This is a genomic window from Croceicoccus hydrothermalis (genome assembly GCF_022378335.1).
GTDB classification, from domain to species: domain Bacteria; phylum Pseudomonadota; class Alphaproteobacteria; order Sphingomonadales; family Sphingomonadaceae; genus Croceicoccus; species Croceicoccus hydrothermalis.
Genome location: NZ_JAIQCI010000001.1, coordinates 136,655 through 155,424, shown reverse-complemented (window position 1 = coordinate 155,424; position 18,770 = coordinate 136,655). Strand labels below are relative to the sequence as shown.

Below are 18,770 nucleotides of genomic sequence, written 5' to 3'. Positions count from 1 at the left end.
GCGACGCGCCGCCTATCAGTCCGGCGGCAGCGGCGTTTCGAGCGGCTGCGTCCCCGGATTGTCGCGATCGGGCACGGGCGGGGTCACCTCGTCCGGTTCGCGGAACGGGGTTTCCGACGGATCGGGCGTCGCCGGGGTTTCGGGCGGTGCCGCCGGTTCGATGCGGTCGGGTGCGGGAATGTCGGGTCGTGTAGCCATGTTTGATGGAACGCACGGCCGCCCAAGCACGTTCCGCCGGCTTGTCGCACCCTTGCCCCGGCGCGGCGCATGCAATTGCGCCGTCGTGCTTGCTCTTTGTTCATGGCTTCGATAGAGGCGCACAGCCGAATTTCCTGCCGTAGGGCAGCGAGGTGTGCTGCGGGCGTGGCGGAATTGGTAGACGCGCCAGGTTTAGGTCCTGGTATCGCAAGATGTGGGGGTTCGAGTCCCTTCGCCCGCACCAGGTCCTAGCGCCGCTTCGCACCCGCTGTTTCTCGCGGCTTTACAAGACCTGTTCGAAAGAGAGCACGATGCAGATTAGCGAAACCAAGAACGAGGGCCTGGCCCGCGCATACACCGTCACCATCCCCGCGGACGAGATCGCAGGCCGCGTCGATGCCGAGGTGAAACGGATCGCGCCGCAGGTGAAGATGCCCGGTTTCCGCCCCGGCAAGGTGCCCGCCAATCTGGTCCGCAAGATGCATGGCGATGCGCTCCACGCCGACGCGCTCAACACTGTCGTGCGCGAAAGCGTGGACAAGGTCGTGGCCGAGAACAAGCTGCGCCCCGCGATGCAGCCGAGCGTGTCCCTTGGCGAGGATTACGAGCAGGGCAAGGATGCCGAGGTCTCGATCGAGCTTGAGGTCCTGCCGCAGGTCGAGGTGCCGTCGCTCGACGGGCTGAAACTGGAAAAGCTGGTCGTGCCGGTCGAGGACGCGCAGATGGACGAGGCGCTCGAGCGGATCGCCGGGCAGCAGAAGAGCTTCAAGTCCGCCGCCAAGACCAAGAAAGCCGCCGAGGGCGACCAGGTCATCATCGATTTCGTCGGCAAGCTCGATGGTGAACCGTTCGAAGGCGGCAAGGGCGAGGATCACGCCCTGGAAATCGGGTCGGGTCAGTTCATTCCCGGCTTCGAGGAGCAGCTGATCGGGGCGAAGGCCGGTGAGGAAAAGACCATCACCGTGACCTTCCCCGAAGATTATCCGGCCGAGAACCTGAAGGGCAAGGAAACCACCTTCGACGTGACGGTCAAGGAGGTGAAGACCCCGACCGAGACGAAGATCGACGAGGATTTCGCAAAGTCGCTCGGCCTCGAAGGGCTGGACAAGCTCAAGGAACTGCTGCGCGGTCAGCTGCAGCAGGAAACCGATGGCATGACCCGCACGCAGATGAAGCGCGCGCTGCTCGACCAGCTCGCCGAAGGGCATGATTTCGCCGTCCCGCCCAGCATGGTCGACGCCGAGTTTCAGCAGATCTGGGCGCAGCTTCAGCAGGAAGCCGCGCGCGAGGACGATCCCGAGGCCGCGATGAAGGAAATCGAGGGCGAGAAGGACGATTACCGCAAGATCGCCGAGCGCCGCGTCCGCCTCGGCCTGCTGCTGTCCGAAATCGGCCAGGCCAACAATGTCGAGGTCAGCGGCCAGGAAATGAACATGCTGATCCAGCAGGCGGCGCAGCAGTACCGCCCCGAGGATCGCCAGCGTTTCATGCAGTATATTCAGCAGGAGCCGATGGCCGCCGCCCAGTTGCGCGCACCTTTGTATGAGGACAAGGTCGTCGATTTCCTCTTCGACAAGGCCGAGGTGACCGAGCGCGAAGTCACGCGCGAGGAATTGCAGGCCGCGATCGAAGCCGAGGACGGCGAAGAGGCAAAACCTGCCGCCAAGAAGAAGGCCCCGGCCAAGAAGAAGCCTGCCGCCAAGACCGGCGACGACGAAGCGGCCGAAGATGGCGATGCCGACGCGGTGAAGAAGGCCCCTGCCAAGAAGGCCGCGACGAAGAAGGCTCCGGCCAAGAAGGACGCTGGCACCGACGACGACGCGGAAAAGGCGGCGCCGAAGAAGAAGGCCCCGGCCAAGAAAGCGGCCGCGAAAAAGCCCGCCGCCAAGAAGGACGCTGGCGCCGACGACGACGCCTGAACCCGGGCGCCAGTCTAGCCTGCGGATTGAAAGGGGGTCGTCGGATATCCGGCGGCCCCTTTTTTGTTGCCCGGCCACGTCGGTCCCGCGTTGGCGCGGAACGGATAGCGGCGTTTTTACCACAGCGGTCCGCGCAAAAAGTCCGAGCGGGCTTTACGAGCGGCGCCGTCGCGCTATGGGCCATCAAATAGATTCGCACCGGCGCGTGACGGCCCGGTCGGATCAGGAAAACCGCTTCACGATCCTTTTTCCGGCATGGAAACAGGGTGGTATCGAAACGGTGACGGTTGAATTCGCGACCTGAATAAAAGGGGCCACATCGCGTGTTCGACCGTTGCCGGGCCATGTTCACACGAACCTGGCCGACAAAGGCGCGGCGTTCCGGCGGGCGATCTTTCCCCCCGGGCGCCGCGCCTTTCTATTTGCGCCAGGGTGCGAAATGCGGAACCGCCAAAGGCGCGGTGCGGACCCGTTCGTAAGCGGCGCCGATGGCGAGCACCTCGCGGTCTGTCCATTTTCCGCCCATGAACGACAGTCCCACGGGGAGCCCCTCTACCGCGCCCATCGGCACGGTCAGATGCGGCGTTCCGGCGATCGCCGCCAGGCTGCCGGCGCCCACGCCGCCGGGGTAATTGTCGCCATAGACAAGGTCGCTCGGCCAAGCGGGACCGGTCGTCGGCGCGATGAGGACACGCGCGTCGTGCTGCTGCATCAGCGCATCGATCCCCTCGTCTTTGGCAAGGCGCAACGCATTCGCACGGGCCTTTGCATAGGCGGCGGGATCGTCGGCATCCTGCGCCATCACGAAGATGTCCTGACCGAACCATCGCATTTCCTTCTCCGCGTGGGCGATGTTGAACGCGACCACATCGTCCAGCGTTCGAACCGGAATATCGGCGGGCGATCCGGCAAGATAGGCGCCCAGATCCTCCCGCAATTCGTAGAGCAGGACGGCGAACTCATCCTCGTACATCTTCGGGTCGGGCGTATAGGCAATGGGGACCAGCACGGCGCCTGCGGATTCAAGATCGGCTTTTGCCTGTTCGAACAATGCGGTGACGCCGGGAATGTCGCCGACCTGATCGGTCAATACGCCGATCCGCACGCCGCGCAGCGAGGATGCGTCGAGCCCGGCGCCAAAGTCGGTGCGGTGGTTCGCGGCCTCCGCGGTGGCGGGATCCGCCGGGTCCGGACCGGCGATCGCGGTGAACAGCATCGCAGCATCGGCGACGGAACGGGCCATGGGGCCGGCGGTATCCTGCGAATGGCTGATCGGGACGACATGGGTGCGGCTGACCATGCCGACGGTGGGTTTGAACCCGACGACGCCGTTCACGCTCGCCGGGCAGGTGATCGACCCGTCGGTTTCGGTGCCGATCGCCGCCCATGCGAGGCCCGCCGCCACGGCCGCGCCGCTGCCGGAGGACGAGCCGCAGCTGTTGCGGTCGGTCGCATGCGGGTTTTTGGTCAGCCCGCCGATGGCGCTCCACCCGCTGGTGGAATTCGTGCTGCGGATATTGGCCCATTCGGAGAGGTTGGTCTTGCCCAGCACGATCCCGCCCGCCGCGCGCAGATTGGCGATGAGAGGGGCATCGCGGCCGGTCTCATTCGTGCGCAATGCCTCGCTTCCGGCGGTGGTGGGCCATTCGCGCGTTTCGATATTATCCTTTACCAGCACGGTGCGGCCGGCGAGCGGCGTGCCAAGCAGTGCATCCGCCTTCGCATCCGCGTCGCGGTCATAGGCGATGACCGCATTGAGCATCGGCCCCGCATCGTCGAGCCGCGCGATACGGTCGACATAATGGCGCGCCGCCGCCGCGCCGCCGCCGTCGGGTGCGGCACGGTGGTGCATGGCGGGTGGCTCGTCCCCCGTCATCGGGGCGGCGCATGCGGACAGGAGGGCGAGAGGGGCGGCAAGCCCGGCAAGGCAAGAGGTTTTCATCACCGGCATTGATCCACGTCGGCGGCGCATCCGTCAATCGCCGGCTATGCGGGATGGTGCCGCCCGCCGTCCCCGCATCAGGGGGGTTGAACATGGCGGCTCAAGCGCCGACATAGGCGCTTCACCGGAAAATCAGAGGAATACATGACGGACATGATCGGAAACATGCGGATCGACCCGGAAACCGGCGCACTGGTGCCTGTCGTCGTCGAATCGACCAGCCGCGGCGAACGCAGTTTCGACATCTTTTCCCGCCTGCTTCGCGAACGGATCGTGTTCGTTACCGGACAGGTCGAGGACAACATGGCCTCGCTCATCGTGGCGCAGCTGTTGTTCCTGGAATCGGAGGATTCCACGAAGGACATCTCGATGTATATCAATTCGCCCGGCGGCGTCGTCACCGCCGGCATGGCGATCCACGACACGATGCAGTATATCAAGCCGCGCGTAAGCACGGTGTGCATCGGTCAGGCCGCGTCCATGGGCAGCTTCCTGCTCGCATCGGGTGAGCCGGGCATGCGTATCGCGCTCCCCAATGCGCGGATCATGGTGCATCAGCCGTCGGGCGGCGCGCGCGGCATGGCTTCCGATATCGAGATTCAGGCGCGCGAGATCCTGCGCATTCGCCGCCGGATGAACGATCTCTACGCGCAATATACGGGCCGCCCGCTCGACGAGATCGAGAAGGCAATGGACCGCGACACGTTCCTCGAAGCGGACGAGGCGAAGGAATTCGGCATCGTCGACAAGGTATTCGTGTCGCGCACCGACGCCGAAGGCACCAGCGCCGAGACCAAGCCGAGTTGATCGCGAAAAAACGCCGCGCGACGATAATTGCAGGCCAATCATCCGTTCTTAACCTGCGCGTCAGACGAAGTGCGTTATGCACATGATGATGCGCAGGGCAGACAGCGACCTTGATTATCGCAGGCGCAGGCGTAGATTTTATGACCCCGCCCGGATTCGGGCGATACAGGATAACTTATGACCAAAGTGAGCGGAACGGACAGCAAGAGCACGCTTTACTGCAGCTTCTGTGGAAAGTCGCAGCATGAGGTGCGCAAGCTGATCGCCGGACCGACCGTGTTCATCTGCGATGAATGCGTCGAATTGTGCAACGACATCATCCGCGAGGAAACCAAGGCGGGCATTGCCGGCAAGAAGGACGGCGGCGTGCCGCCCCCGGCCGAGATTTTCGCGACCCTGAACGATTACGTCATCGGGCAGGACCGGGCAAAGCGCGTCCTGTCGGTTGCCGTGCACAATCACTACAAGCGGTTGAAGCATGGCGGCAAGAACGACGATGTCGAGCTGGCGAAATCGAACATACTGCTCGTCGGGCCGACCGGTTCGGGCAAGACGCTGCTGGCGCAGACGCTGGCGCGCACGTTCGACGTGCCCTTCACCATGGCCGATGCGACCACGCTCACCGAGGCGGGCTATGTCGGCGAGGATGTCGAGAATATCATCCTCAAACTGCTGCAGGCGAGCGACTACAACGTCGAGAAGGCGCAGCACGGCATCGTCTATATCGACGAGATCGACAAGATCACGCGCAAGGCCGAGAACCCCAGCATCACGCGCGACGTTTCGGGTGAGGGCGTGCAGCAGGCCTTGCTCAAGCTCATGGAGGGGACGACCGCTTCCGTTCCGCCACAGGGTGGGCGCAAGCATCCGCAGCAGGAATTCCTGCAGGTGGATACGACGAATATCCTGTTCATTTGCGGCGGCGCGTTTGCGGGCCTCGAAAAGCTGATTTCGGATCGCATGGCGAAGCGTTCGATCGGCTTTGGCGCGCATGTCGCCGACCCGGAGAAGAAAAAGGTCGGCGAGCTTCTGTCGAAGGCGGAACCGGAGGATCTGCTGAAATTCGGGCTCATTCCCGAATTTGTGGGTCGCCTTCCGGTCATTGCCACGCTTGAAGATCTCGACGTCGATGCGCTGGTCAAGATTCTGAAGGAGCCGAAGAACGCTTTGATCAAGCAGTATCAGAAGCTCTTCGCGCTCGAGAATGTCGAATTGACCTTCACCGACGACGCGCTCGAGGCGATCGCGCAGAAGGGCATCAAGCGCAAGACCGGCGCGCGCGGCCTGCGCTCCATCGTGGAGGCCATGCTGCTCGACACGATGTTCGACCTGCCGACGCTCGAAGGCGTGGCCGAGGTGGTCGTCGACAAGGATGTCGTCGAGGGCCGCAAGGAGCCGGTGCAGGTCCACAAATCGAAGGAAGAAGCCGCGTAAATACGCGCCATTCCCATGCGATAGCGAGGGGCCGGGGGGAAACCTCCGGCCCTTTTGCGTTGGCCCTACACGACCGCGCCATCGGCGAGCGCGCAGCCGGCCTCGGGATTGAGCTCGACCTGCAAGGTCGTGTGATGCACGCCGTGGTCATGTTCCAGCCTATGGGCGACATCGTGCAGGAACGCATCGCCCGGATGCCCGCCCGGCATCACCAGATGCGCGGTGAGCGCGGTTTCCGTCGTGCTCATCGGCCAGATGTGAAGGTCGTGGACGGCGACCACGCCGGGTAGGCGGGAGAGCGCTTGCAACACCGCGCCTTCGTCGACGCTGTCCGGCACGGCGAGCAGGCCCATCTTCACGCTGTCCTTAAGCAGCCTCCACGTGCCCACGGCGATGATCCCCACGATCACAAGGCTGGTCACGGGATCGATCCACGCAAGACCGGTGAACCAGATCAGCAGGCCCGCAACGACCACCCCCGCCGACACCGCCGCATCCGCCACCATGTGCAGATAGGCGCCGCGAATGTTGAGATCGCCTTTCCGACCGGCCATGAACAGCAAGGCGGTGGCCGTGTTGATGACGATGCCGATCCCGGCGACGACCATGATCGGACCCGGTTCGACCGGGGCGGGATCGAACAGCCGGCGCAATGTTTCGATGGCGATCGCACCCAATGCGATCAGCAGGAGCGCCGCATTCGCGATGGCGGCGAGGATCGAACTGCTTTTCAATCCAAAAGTGAACCGCGCCGAGGGCGGCCGCCGGGAAAGAATGCTCGCCCCCCATGCGATGAGCAGGCTGAGAACGTCGGAAAGATTATGACCGGCATCCGCCATAAGCGCCATCGAACCGTAGATCAGCCCCGCCAACCCCTCAATCGCGACGAAGCCGACATTGAGGATCACCCCGATGGCGAACGCGCGCCCGTAATCCTTTGGCGCGTGCGAATGTCCGTGCCCGTGCGAATGATCGTGTCCGATACCCATGCCTCGCTCTATAGCGCAAAAGCCGCAGATGCGAACCGCTCCGCAAGGCGCCGATCCCGTTTGCCAAAGCGTTGCAGATTTGCCGCAGTGCAGCGAAAATCTTTCCGCCGTTCCCGAACGCCGCCATATTCTTGCCAGTGCGGTTCGCGCAATGCGGTTCCTGCGGCCCTTCCTGAGGTTATTTTTGAAACCTTATTACCGGTTCCCAAATGACGCATGTTTTGTCACTCGATTGTCACGTAGGAGGCGTTAAGGGGGCGCCGAAAGCGGATAGAGGGGGCGAATCGCCGCAACGGGATCGCCCTGTCACTTTCGCTTTATCGGGATTCGTAGTCACCACCGTATCAGGGGACATCTGCAATGAAGAACTTCCTCCTTGGCAGCAGCGCCGTCGTGGCGATCATGTTGCCGCTTTCCGCACATGCACAGTCGACCGGTTCGATCGACTTCAGCGAAGAAGACGTCATCGTCGTCACCGGCGCCCGCGACCGCAGCGTCGGCGGTGTCGAAATTCCTGACACGCCCAAGGCGAAGCAGGTCCTCAACCAGGAAATCATCCGCCGCCAGCGCCCTGGCCAGACGGTCAATGACATCATCAACCTGGTTCCGGGCGTCAGCTTCCAGAACAACGATCCCTGGGGTTCGTCGGGCGGCGGCTTCACCATTCGCGGCTTCGGCGCCGATCGCGTTTCGCAGACGCTGGACGGCCTGCCGCTGAACGATTCGGGCAATTACGCGCTCTACACCAATCAGCAGGTCGACCCCGAAGTGCTGGAAGAGGTGAACGTGAACCTGGGCGTCACCGACGTCGACAGCCCGACCGCATCGGCCACGGGCGGCACGGTCAACATCCGCACGCGCATCCCCGGCATGGAGCCCGGCATCGTCACCACCCTGTCGGTGGGCGATGTCTTTGCAGAGAACGATTTTCAGAATTCGCTCTACATGCGCGGGTTCGCGATGGTCGATACCGGCGACATCACCGGCGGCGGTCTGCGCGCGTTTGTTTCGGGCAGCTTCACCTCCTATGGCGTGCCCTACAACCCGTATAGCGAAGTCGAGAAGACGCAGTTCAACGGCCGTATCTTCCAGGATATCGGCAACAATGGCGACTTCATCTCGGTCGCAGGCCACTGGAACCAGAACCGCAACAATTTTGCCGGGTCGGAAGATCTGGAAGACCTGCTCGGCTTCTATGACGGTACCTACACCAAGGCGGACCGCTTCAACATCTACGCCAAGGACGACGAGGCACCGTTCCCCTGCGCCGTTCCCGACGGGCAGGTGCTGGGCCAGGGCGGCCAGTTCGGCGTTTCGGAGCGTTACGACGACCGCAACGGTTGCGGCGCGCCGTTCTACCGCCGCTACAACCCGTCCGACACGGGCAATATCCGCGGCTCGTCGCGTTTCACCCTTGCCGACAGCCTGACCTTCACCTTCGATCCGAGCTATCAATACGTGAAAGCCAATGGTGGCGGCCCCGACGATCTGCGCGAAGGTTTCTTCACGCCCGAGGGCACCACGACGCCGCTGACGGGCGCGTTCAACGGCGGGTACTATTTCGGCCGTGACCTCAATGGCGACGGCGACACGCTCGACCGCATCGCCGGCAACGATCCGAGCCAGACCCGCACCAATCGCTATGGCGTGATCGCGAACCTCATCTACGATCTGGCGCCGTCGCATCGTTTCCGCGTCGCCTACACCTGGGATCGCGCCCGTCACCGTCAGACCGGCCAGATCACCGACATGCTCAAGAACGGTGAGATCAGCGACGTCTTCGCGATCGACAACCCGCTGCTCGACGTGAACGGCAACGAGGTGAACAAGCGTGACCGTCTGTCCTATGCGATCCTGCACCAGATTTCGGGCGAATATCGCGGCCGGTTCATCGACGATCGCCTGACGACCGTGCTGGGTCTGCGCGCGCCGTTCTTCGAGCGTGAGCTGAACCAGAACTGCTACACCACGAGCGAAGATGGCTATGTCGATTGCCCCACGCCGGGTCAGGATCTGTCGCAGTACGAGGCGGTCAATCCCGACTACGTCGGTCCGCTGTCGCGTACGTACAAATATGACAAGCTGCTGCCGAATGTCGGCCTGACCTTCGCGGTCACCGACGATGCCTCGGTCTTTGCCAACTATGCCAAGGGTCTTTCGGTCCCGGGCACCGACCCGCTCTACGACTCGCTCTACATCGTCGATGCGCGGCCGCCGGTTCCCGAAACCACGGACAGCTTCGATGCCGGCCTGCGCTTCCAGCGCGGTCGTATCCAGGCGCAGATCGCCGGCTGGTATACCAAGTACAAGAACCGTCTCGCATCCGCCTTCGATCCCGAAGCGCGCGACGGCGAAGGTGCGACCGTGTTCCGCAACCTCGGCGAAGTCGACAAGTATGGTGTCGATGGCTCCATCGCCTATCGCCCGACGAGCAACACGCTGATCTATCTGTTCGGTTCGTACAACGACTCCGAAATTCAGGACAACGTGCTCGGCCCCAACGACGGCATCATACCGACCGCGGGCAATCGCGAATCGGGTACGCCGGAATACAGCTTCGGTGCGCGTGGTCAGGTTGCTCTCGGCCCGCTCGAACTCGGTGTGCAGGGCAAGCGGACCGGCCCCCGCTTCATCAACGACACGAACGAGGATGAAGTCCCGGCCTACACGATCGTCGATCTCGACGCGCGTCTGAACATCGCCGAATTCCCCACCGGGGGCGACGTGGCGGTACAGCTGAACGTGACGAACCTGTTCGACGAATATTACGTCGGCTTCTTCGGCGGCTCGCTCAACGATTTCGGCTTTGCCCAGATCGGTGCGCCGCGCGCGGCCAGCCTTTCGCTGATCATCGGCTACTAAGCCGCGACAGCACACACGATAGAAGCGCGGGAGGAGCAATCCTCCCGCGCTTTTTCGTGCGCGCCGTGCGTAGGTGGGGCGTCAGTTGTAAACGCAGGCGTCGAGGCGATCGCGCTCCACCTGCCCGATGCGGGCGCGGATGGTGTTGCCGTAACGGCGGGTAAAGCCCGAAGGGTTCACCACCGAGCGTTCCTTGGGCAAGGGGAGGGCGGCGGCCATGCGCGCGGCTTCGTCCGCCGAGAGCCGGTCGGCGCCATGATTGAAGTAGCGGATCGCCCCTGCCTCGACGCCATAGGTGCCGATGCCCGTCTCCGCGATATTGAGATAGACCTCCATGATCCGCCGCTTGCCCCAGATCGTTTCGATCAAAAAGGTGAACCAGGCCTCCAGACCCTTGCGGAAATAGCCGCCGTCCTGCCACAGGAACGCGTTCTTCGCCGTTTGCTGGCTGATCGTGGAGCCGCCGCGAATACGCCCGCCCTGCGCGTTGCGGGCCATGGCGTTCGCGATCGCTTCTGCATCGAACCCGTCGTGAGAGCAGAACTTGCCATCTTCCGCGCCGATGACCGCGCGGACCATGTTGCGGTCGATTTCGGATAGCGGGGTCCAGTCCTTTGTAATCCCGTTGTCATCCATCAGCATGGTGGCCGTCACCGGAACGGGCACGAGCGCATAGGCACCGACCCATATCAGCGACAGCACCACGAAAACCAGCGCAAGGCGAAAGACGAAGCCGAACAGGCGGGCGAAAATGCTGGATGAGGATCGTGCCATGCGCATCACGCTATCCGCGGCGTTCGCATCGGGCAATCCCGCTCGCGGACGAGCACACGCAAGCGCCGCAAAACTTGCCAGGCACGGCGCATACGCTATATGGATCGTATACGAACCATATCGAACAAGGACAATCCGCATGGGCATTGTGAAAATCGCCGAGGATCTGCATGAGGATGCCCGCCGGGCGAGCGCCGTCATGTGCCGCTCCATCAATGCGCAGGCGGAATACTGGATGAAGATTGGTATGCTCGCCGAGGCCAATCCCGAGCTTTCGTTTAATCAGATCATCCGGTCGCAACTTGCCGCGGCGGATGTCGACATTCCGGATCTGGCCGCCTGAGATGGTGAAGACACCGGAAGAAATCGCCCTGATGCGGATATCGGGGCGGCTTCTCGCATCGGTCTTCGAAATGCTCGATACCGTGGATCTCGCCGGGCAGTCCACGATGCAGATCAACGATCTGGTGGAACGGTTCATCACCGACGATCTGGATTCGCGCCCGGCGAGCAAGGGGCAATATGGCTTTGCCTATGTCCTCAACTGCTCGATAAACGACGTCGTGTGCCATGGCGTGCCAAGCGCGACCGAATTCGTGAAGAACGGCGACATCATCAATCTCGACATCACGCTCGAAAAAAATGGCTTCATCGCCGATTCGAGCAAGACCTACATGGTCGGGGATGTCGCGCCCGCGGCGCGGCGGATCGTCCGCATCGCGCAGGAGGCGATGTGGCAAGGCATTGCGCAGGTGCGGCCTGGCGCGCGGCTTGGCGATGTGGGCCATGCGATCGAACGTCATGCGAAACGGAACGGCTGCACCATCGTGCGGGAATATTGCGGGCACGGCATCGGGCGCGAAATGCACGAGGAGCCGCAGGTGCTCGCCTTCGGGCGCCGCGGCACGGGGCAGCGGCTCGTCGAGGGGATGACCTTCACCATCGAACCGATGGTCAACCAAGGCACGCGAAAGGTCGCAACGCGGGATGATGGATGGACCGTCGTGACCGGCGACGGCAAGCTTTCCGCGCAGTTTGAGCATACCGTCGCGGTGACGGCGGACGGGGTCGAGGTGTTGACCTTGCGCCCCGAAGAACGCCCGCTTCTGTAGCGCGAAATCGAAAAAGGCCCGCACATCGCTGCACGGGCCTCCTTATCGGTAGCGGGTTCAGGCGGCGGCGGGGACGAGCCTTTCGCCGGCGATCCTCTGCATCGCCTTCTGCACCTTTTCGAACGCGCGGACCTCGATCTGACGGATGCGTTCGCGGCTCACGTCGTAAACCTGCGACAGCTCCTCAAGCGTTTGCGGGTTCTCGGTCAGGCGACGCTCGGTCAGGATATGCTTCTCCCGCTCGTTGAGCACGTCCATCGCATCGACCAGCATTTCGTGGCGCACCGATTTTTCCTCGGCATCGGCGACGGTTTCGTCCTGAAGCGGGCGATCGTCGGTGAGCCAGTCCTGCCACTGGCTGGCGCCTTCCTCGTCGCCGCGCATGGATACGTTGAGCGAGCTGTCGCCGCCCATCAGCATGCGGCGGTTCATGTTGACCACCTCCTGCTCCGGCACGCCGAGATCGTTGGCGATGGTCTTCACATCGTCGGGATGCAGGTCGGTATCCTCGAACGCCTCCAGGTTCTTCTTCATCCGGCGCAGGTTGAAGAACAGCTTCTTCTGTGCCGCGGTGGTGCCCATTTTGACAAGGCTCCACGAGCGCAGGATATATTCCTGGATCGACGCCTTGATCCACCACATCGCATAGGTGGCGAGGCGGAACCCGCGGTCGGGCTCGAACTTCTTGACGCCCTGCATCAGGCCGACATTGCCTTCGGAAATGAGGTCGGACACCGGCAGACCATATCCGCGATAGCCCATCGCGATCTTCGCCACGAGCCTGAGGTGGGAGGTGACGAGCTGTGCCGCGGCCTCCCTGTCCTCATGCTCCTTATAGCGGACCGCAAGCATGTATTCCTGCTCCGGCTTGAGCACGGGGAATTTCTTGATCTCCGACAAATAGCGGTTGAGGCTCTGCTCGCCGCCAAGGGCCGGGACGCTGGGTGTTTTCGTAATTGCCACTTTCCTTCAAACCTTTCTATTCGTCAGCCCCCGGTCGCAGGCCCCTTCTGGGCACCTTGCATGTCGACGGCTACAAGATGGTCTTAGGCGAATTTCCGTCGTTTGGCCCGTTGAATTTCTTAATATCAACCACCAAGTTCTTCGATAAGTTCCGCCATATCGCGCGGCAGGTCGCTTGTGCAGCGCACCTCGTCGTGCGTGACGGGGTGGGTGAAGCCCAGCACCGCGGCATGCAAAGCCTGCCGGTGAAACGATATCCGCTGAAGAATCGGCCGAAGCCTCGAATCGGAACGCCCATAGACCGGATCCCCGATTAGCATGTGACCGATGGACGACATGTGAACGCGGATCTGGTGCGTGCGCCCGGTTTCGAGCCTGCATTCGATGAGCGCGGACCGGTCCAGCATCCGCACCGTGCGATAATGCGTCACCGCGTGTTTGCCGCGGCCCGCATCGCCGGGCAGGACGGCCATTTTCTTGCGGTCGCTCCCGCTACGCCCGATCAGGCCGCGCACAGTGCCCGATGGCGGCATCGGACGCCCTTTCACCACGGCGAAATAGGCCCGTTCGATCGAATGATCGGCGAATTGCCGGGCCAACCATTCGTGCGCGACATCCGATTTCGCCGCCACCAGAAGCCCGGACGTATCATTGTCGATGCTATGGACGATGCCGGGCCGCGCCACCCCGCCGATGCCCGACAATTGCCCCGCGCAATGATGCAGCAGCGCATTCACCAACGTACCATCCGCATTGCCCGCAGCGGGGTGCACGACCATGCCCGCCGGCTTGTCCACCACGATCAGATGTTCATCCTCATACGCGATGGTGAGGGGGATCGCCTGCGCCTCGGCCTCGGCCGCGATGGCGCACGGGACGGCGATGGTGAACGATGTGCCGTCGCCGACCTTCGCCGATGCGGAGGAGGCCATCCGGCCATCGACCATGACGCAGCCCTCGGCGATCAGTGCCTTCACACGCTCGCGCGACAATTCGGTCGCCTGTGCAAGCGCCTTGTCCAGACGCGCGTGGCCCGCCGCCCCGCCAATCACGCCGGTGATGAGATTTTCGCCCCCCATGCTATGGAAGATGGGTGATGGAACCATGCTTGCCAAGAGCGGTCGCGGCCGCCATTTTGAACGAGGCGGAAAAGGCGCATCCGCACGAGTGTTGCGGCCTTCTGCTCGGCCATGACGGGCGCATCGACACGGCGCGTCCCGCCCGCAATGTCGCGCCCGATCCCGCCCGCCATTTCGAAATCGATCCGCAAACGTTGGTCGACGCGCATCGCGCCTCGCGGAACGGCGGGCCGGATGTGCTCGGCTATTATCACTCCCACCCCGCGGGGCCGGCCATGCCGTCGGCCACCGACCGGGCCATGGCATCGGGCGACGGGCGGCTCTGGGCCATTGCGGCGCAAGGGGGCGTGCGATGCTGGCGCGACAGTCCCGAGGGTTTTTGCGAAGAAATCTAGCGTGTTTTTTGAAGGACATACGGGTTGCGGCAAGGCAATGCGCAACCTGCGGGTCATACTGCCCCGAAACGGTCATGCGGTCCCTGCATCCTTGCGCCCGTCGGCGGAAAAGGGATGTGGGGGACACATGGCGATCATCGCGAAAATCGGAGCAGGCACGGCACGCGGGAACCCGGACGGCCCCGCGATGAAGACCTTGTCGAAGCAGGACAAGCGTTTCGGCCCATCGGGCACACCCCGCCGGCGGTACCGCTCGATCTGGATCTCCGACGTGCACCTCGGCACACGCGGGTGCAATCACCGGCTCCTCATCGATTTCCTCGATCATTGCGACAGCGACCATCTCTATCTCGTCGGGGACATCATCGACGGATGGCGCATGAAGAAGAAATTCTACTGGCCCGAGGGGCACAACGCGATCGTGCGCCGGGTGATGAAACGGGCCAAGCGCGGCACGAAGGTCGTCTATATCCCTGGCAACCATGACGAGATGTTCCGGCAGTTTTCAGGGCTGGACTTCGGCAGCGTCGAAATCCGGCGCAGCGCGGTGCATACCACCGCCGACGGGCGCCGGTTGCTCGTCCTTCACGGCGACGAGTTCGACGCGGTGGTGATGGGCGGGCGCTGGCTCGCCTTTGCCGGCGATGCGGCCTACACCCTGCTTTTACGGGCGAATATCGCGGTGAACGCGGTGCGGCGGATGTTCGACCTGCCCTACTGGTCGCTGTCCGCCCATGCGAAACACAGGGTGAAGGACGCCGTCGCCTTCATCTCCCGGTTCGAGGAAACGGTCGCCACCGCCGCGCGCAAGCGCAACGTCGATGGCGTGGTATGCGGCCATATCCACACCGCGGAGGAACGCGAGTTCGACGGCATCGCCTATTACAACGACGGCGACTGGGTCGAAAGCTGTACCGCCCTGGTCGAGCATTTCGATGGGCGCATGGAAATCCTCCACTGGCCGAGCGAGATCGCGGCACGCGGCGCGGCCGACATGGCGGCGTGATGCGGATCTGCATGGTATCCGATGCCTGGCATCCGCAGGTCAACGGCGTGGTACGCAGCCTTCAGACGACATGCGACCATCTGCGCCGGCGGGGCCATGTGGTGACGGTCATCGGGCCGGACGGGTTCCGGTCGGTGCCATGCCCGTCCTACCCCGAAATCCGGCTCGCCATCGCGGGGGAGCGTCGCGTGGGCGCGCGGATCGCGGATTTCGCGCCCGACATGCTGCATCTTTCGACCGAAGGGCCGCTCGGCCATGCGGCGCGGCGGTGGGCGATGCGGCGCAGGTTTGCCTTCACCACCGCGTTCCATACGCAATTTCCCGATTATCTGGCGCGGCGAACAGGGTTGCCGGCCGCGGCCTTCTGGGGTTTCGTCCGCCGGTTTCACGCGCCGTCGCATGCGACCATGGCCGCCACGCAGAGCCTTTCGCAAGATCTTATGCAGCGCGGTATCGAACCCGTCGTGCGATGGGGGCGCGGCGTGGACCTTGAACAGTTCGGGCCGGACGGACCGCGCCATCCGGACATGATGGCCGCGCCCGGCCCGCGCCTCCTCTATACCGGCCGCGTCGCGGTGGAAAAGAACCTGGAGGCGTTCCTGGCCGCGTCCCATCCCGGCACGAAATTCGTTGTCGGCGACGGGCCTGCGCGGCCTGCGTTGCAAAACCGCTATCCCGAGGCGCGCTTTCTCGGCACGAAAGGCGGCCCGGCGCTTGCCGCGGCCTATCGCGCGGCGGATTGCTTCGTGTTCCCCAGCCTCACCGACACGTTCGGGCTCGTCATGATCGAGGCGCTGGCCTGCGGCGTTCCGGTCGCGGCATTCGACGTGCCGGGCCCGCGCGACGTGTTGTGCGACACGGTGGCAAAGACGGGAGACGACCTCGACGCGGCCATCGCGGCGGCGCTTGACCGGGATCGGGCGGCCTGCGCCCGCTATGCGCGCGGTTTCAGCTGGGATGCGGCGACGGATCAGTTCGAGAGCGCACTTGTCCCGATGCGGGCCGGAATGAAGCAGGACATACGCACCGGACAGGCGGCCTGAACCGTCGCGGCACGCGTTTGCGGACGCGGCAAAAACGGCGCTTCATAATTCTGTCATAGGTTGGCCGCATGCAGCGCGCATGATAGTGCATGGCGTACGATGAGCGACGATCCGCAACCCTTGTTCTTCAATCGTGAGCTGAGCTGGCTGGCCTTCAATCGCCGCGTTCTCGACGAGGCTTGCAATCGCGATTACCCGTTGCTCGAACGGTTGCGGTTCCTGTCCATTTCGGGAAGCAATCTCGACGAATTCATCATGGTGCGTGTCGCAGGCCTCGCGGGCCAGGTGCGCCGCGGCATCGAGGAACCCTCGATCGACGGACTGACCCCGTCGCAACAATTGCGCGCGATCCACGAACAGCTCGACATCCTCAACACCGATCAGCAGGCGATCTGGCACGATCTTCAGGGCGAACTGTCCGATGCCGGCATCGCGGTCATCGCGCACGAACGATGCAAGCCGGACATCGCCCGCTGGCTCAAGACCTTCTTCATCGAACATATTCAGCCCGTCATCACCCCGCAGGCGATCGACCCCGCCCACCCGTTCCCCTTCGTCACCAATCGCGGCATGGGCCTGCTGTTCAAGCTGACGCGGGTGTCCGACGGCATGCCGGTGATCGAGATGGTGCTGATCCCGCAATCGGTGCCGCGGTTCATCCGCGTACCGGGGGAACACGCGCAATATATCAGTATCGAGCAGATGTTGTGCCGCCATGCCGCGCTCATGTTTCCGGGCTTTCGCGTGGAAGGCAACGGGTTGTTCCGCGTGCTGCGCGACAGCGATCTGGAAATCGAGGAGGATGCAGAGGATCTGGTCCGCCATTTCCGCACCGCGATTCAACGGCGCCGGCGCGGCGACGTGATCCAGCTGGAGATCGAGGAGGATTTCGATGCCGAGGCCGAAATATTGCTTCGTGAGCAGCTCGGGCTCGACAATGCCATCGTCAAGAAAACCGACGGGTTGATCGGCATCGATCAGCTGTCCGACATCGTGGGCGAGGACCGTCCCGACCTGAAGTTCGAGGCGTACAGCCCGCGCTATCCAGAGCGCGTACTCGAACATGATGGCGATTGCTTTGCCGCGATCCGGGAAAAGGACATCATCATCCACCACCCCTACGAAAGTTTCGAGGTGGTGATCGATTTCCTGCGTCAGGCCGCGCGCGACCCCGATGTCGTCGCGATCAAGCAGACGCTGTACCGGGCCGGGAATCAGTCCCCGGTGATCAACGCGCTGATCGCGGCGGCGGAGGCGGGCAAGACGGTGACCGCCGTCGTCGAACTGAAGGCGCGCTTCGACGAGGAGCAGAACCTGCTCTGGGCGAACGAGCTGGAACGCGCAGGGGTGCAGGTGATCTACGGTTTCGTGGATTGGAAAACCCACGCCAAGGTGTCGATGGTCGTCCGGCGCGAGGGCGAGGGTTACCGCACATACTGCCATTTCGGGACGGGCAATTACCACCCGGTCACGGCGAAGATCTACACCGATCTCAGCTTCTTCACCGCCGATCCGAAGGCGGGGCGCGATGCGGCGAAGCTGTTCAATTTCATCACCGGCTATGTCGAGCCGCGCCGGACCGAACTTCTCCATTTTTCGCCGACCGGGCTGCGCGAACGGCTCTATGAATGCATCGACCATGAAATCGCCAATGCGCGCAAGGGACGCCCGGCGGTCATCTGGTGCAAGATGAATTCGCTGACCGATCCCGACCTCATTGTGCGGTTCTACGCCGCGAGCAATGCGGGCGTGCGCATCGCGCTCGTGGTGCGGGGCATCTGTTGCCTGCGGCCCGACGTGCCGGGATTGTCGGAAAACATCACGGTCAAATCGGTCATCGGGCGGTTTCTGGAACACAGCCGCATCTATGTCTTCGGCAATGGCGCGACGCTGCCGAATGGCCGGGCGCGCGTGTTCATCTCCTCCGCCGACGGGATGAGCCGCAACCTCGACCGCCGGGTCGAGGTGCTCGTCCCCTTGCGGAACCGGACAGTGCACGATCAGGTTCTGGAACAGGTGATCCTGGCAAATCTTCTCGATACCGAACGCAGCTGGCGTTTGTTGCCGGACGGGCGGTACGAACGCGTTGACAGGGGTGCGCGCCCGTTCAACCTTCACCAGTATTTCATGATAAATCCGTCGCTTTCGGGCAGGGGCGACGCTTTGGGCGCAGGCGAGGACGTGCCGCGTCTCTCCCTGCGCAAGGGGATACAGCCATGACAAGTGCCGCAACACGGGCCGGGCGGG

16 protein-coding genes and 1 tRNA gene are annotated in these 18,770 nt (G+C 63.3%); 11 read left to right on the top strand and 6 right to left on the bottom strand.

Features of this window, described 5'->3' with window-relative positions:
* Window positions 1–15: 15 nt before the first annotated feature.
* The gene (locus tag K4G67_RS00710) at window positions 16–198 is read right to left on the bottom strand and encodes a hypothetical protein (protein WP_239804493.1); all 183 of its coding nucleotides are present in this window, start codon (window positions 196–198) and stop codon (window positions 16–18) included.
* Window positions 199–357: 159 nt separating this feature from the next.
* Between K4G67_RS00710 and K4G67_RS00705 the strand changes: the two genes are divergently transcribed.
* Together K4G67_RS00705 and tig are read left to right on the top strand one after the other, a co-directional pair.
* A tRNA-Leu gene (locus K4G67_RS00705) sits at window positions 358–442 on the top strand.
* Window positions 443–509: 67 nt separating this feature from the next.
* A complete protein-coding gene (gene tig / locus K4G67_RS00700) occupies window positions 510–2,117 on the top strand; it encodes a trigger factor (RefSeq protein WP_239804492.1) in 1,608 nt (535 codons plus the stop codon).
* 418 nt (window positions 2,118–2,535) lie between these two features.
* On the opposite strand, the gene K4G67_RS00695 is transcribed toward tig, so the two are convergent.
* On the bottom strand, window positions 2,536–4,059 hold the full coding sequence (locus K4G67_RS00695) for an amidase (RefSeq protein WP_420829967.1): 1,524 nt from the start codon (window positions 4,057–4,059) through the stop codon (window positions 2,536–2,538).
* Window positions 4,060–4,203: 144 nt separating this feature from the next.
* Between K4G67_RS00695 and clpP the strand changes: the two genes are divergently transcribed.
* Window positions 4,204–4,866, top strand: coding sequence for an ATP-dependent Clp endopeptidase proteolytic subunit ClpP (clpP, locus tag K4G67_RS00690; protein WP_275588689.1), 663 nt, complete (start codon window positions 4,204–4,206; stop codon window positions 4,864–4,866).
* Window positions 4,867–5,043: 177 nt separating this feature from the next.
* Window positions 5,044–6,300 carry an ATP-dependent Clp protease ATP-binding subunit ClpX gene (gene clpX, locus K4G67_RS00685; protein WP_202086032.1) on the top strand — a complete coding sequence of 419 codons (1,257 nt, stop codon included), beginning with the start codon at window positions 5,044–5,046 and terminating at the stop codon, window positions 6,298–6,300.
* Between the two features lie 65 nt (window positions 6,301–6,365).
* Here the strand turns inward: clpX and K4G67_RS00680 are convergent, their stop codons facing one another.
* Window positions 6,366–7,289, bottom strand: a complete 924-nt coding sequence (locus K4G67_RS00680) for a cation diffusion facilitator family transporter (RefSeq protein WP_239804491.1) — start codon at window positions 7,287–7,289, stop codon at window positions 6,366–6,368.
* A 360-nt stretch (window positions 7,290–7,649) separates the two neighbouring features.
* Here K4G67_RS00680 and K4G67_RS00675 point away from each other — a divergent pair, with 360 nt between their 5' ends.
* Window positions 7,650–10,151: a TonB-dependent receptor gene (locus tag K4G67_RS00675; protein ID WP_239804490.1), complete on the top strand. Its 2,502-nt coding sequence runs from the start codon at window positions 7,650–7,652 to the stop codon at window positions 10,149–10,151.
* 81 nt (window positions 10,152–10,232) lie between these two features.
* Here K4G67_RS00675 and mtgA read toward each other — a convergent pair whose 3' ends face one another.
* Window positions 10,233–10,925 carry a monofunctional biosynthetic peptidoglycan transglycosylase gene (gene mtgA / locus K4G67_RS00670; protein ID WP_239804489.1) on the bottom strand — a complete coding sequence of 231 codons (693 nt, stop codon included), beginning with the start codon at window positions 10,923–10,925 and terminating at the stop codon, window positions 10,233–10,235.
* Between the two features lie 139 nt (window positions 10,926–11,064).
* On the opposite strand from mtgA, the gene K4G67_RS00665 reads away from it, so the two are divergent.
* Entirely contained in the window at window positions 11,065–11,268 is a 204-nt protein-coding gene (locus K4G67_RS00665) for a ParD-like family protein (RefSeq protein ID WP_239804488.1), read from the top strand.
* A gap of 1 nt (window position 11,269) precedes the next feature.
* Window positions 11,270–12,037: a type I methionyl aminopeptidase gene (gene map, locus K4G67_RS00660; RefSeq protein WP_239804487.1), complete on the top strand. Its 768-nt coding sequence runs from the start codon at window positions 11,270–11,272 to the stop codon at window positions 12,035–12,037.
* A gap of 57 nt (window positions 12,038–12,094) precedes the next feature.
* Here map and rpoH read toward each other — a convergent pair whose 3' ends face one another.
* Together rpoH and K4G67_RS00650 are read right to left on the bottom strand one after the other, a co-directional pair.
* Window positions 12,095–12,994, bottom strand: a complete 900-nt coding sequence (gene rpoH, locus K4G67_RS00655; RefSeq protein ID WP_420829970.1) for an RNA polymerase sigma factor RpoH — start codon at window positions 12,992–12,994, stop codon at window positions 12,095–12,097.
* A 131-nt stretch (window positions 12,995–13,125) separates the two neighbouring features.
* Window positions 13,126–14,079 carry an RluA family pseudouridine synthase gene (locus K4G67_RS00650; RefSeq protein WP_239804485.1) on the bottom strand — a complete coding sequence of 318 codons (954 nt, stop codon included), beginning with the start codon at window positions 14,077–14,079 and terminating at the stop codon, window positions 13,126–13,128.
* Window positions 14,080–14,096: 17 nt separating this feature from the next.
* Here K4G67_RS00650 and K4G67_RS00645 point away from each other — a divergent pair, with 17 nt between their 5' ends.
* The 4 genes from K4G67_RS00645 to K4G67_RS00630 all read left to right on the top strand — a co-directional run bounded on the left by K4G67_RS00645 (window position 14,097) and on the right by K4G67_RS00630 (window position 18,743).
* The gene (locus K4G67_RS00645; RefSeq protein ID WP_239804484.1) at window positions 14,097–14,474 is read left to right on the top strand and encodes a M67 family metallopeptidase; all 378 of its coding nucleotides are present in this window, start codon (window positions 14,097–14,099) and stop codon (window positions 14,472–14,474) included.
* 187 nt (window positions 14,475–14,661) lie between these two features.
* Window positions 14,662–15,480, top strand: coding sequence for a UDP-2,3-diacylglucosamine diphosphatase (locus K4G67_RS00640; protein WP_239804543.1), 819 nt, complete (start codon window positions 14,662–14,664; stop codon window positions 15,478–15,480).
* Window positions 15,480–16,523: a glycosyltransferase family 4 protein gene (locus K4G67_RS00635; RefSeq protein WP_239804483.1), complete on the top strand. Its 1,044-nt coding sequence runs from the start codon at window positions 15,480–15,482 to the stop codon at window positions 16,521–16,523. The genes K4G67_RS00640 and K4G67_RS00635 overlap by 1 nt, the downstream gene beginning before the upstream one ends.
* Before the next feature lie 99 nt (window positions 16,524–16,622).
* Window positions 16,623–18,743 carry an RNA degradosome polyphosphate kinase gene (locus K4G67_RS00630; protein WP_239804482.1) on the top strand — a complete coding sequence of 707 codons (2,121 nt, stop codon included), beginning with the start codon at window positions 16,623–16,625 and terminating at the stop codon, window positions 18,741–18,743.
* The last annotated feature ends 27 nt before the right edge of the window (window positions 18,744–18,770 follow it).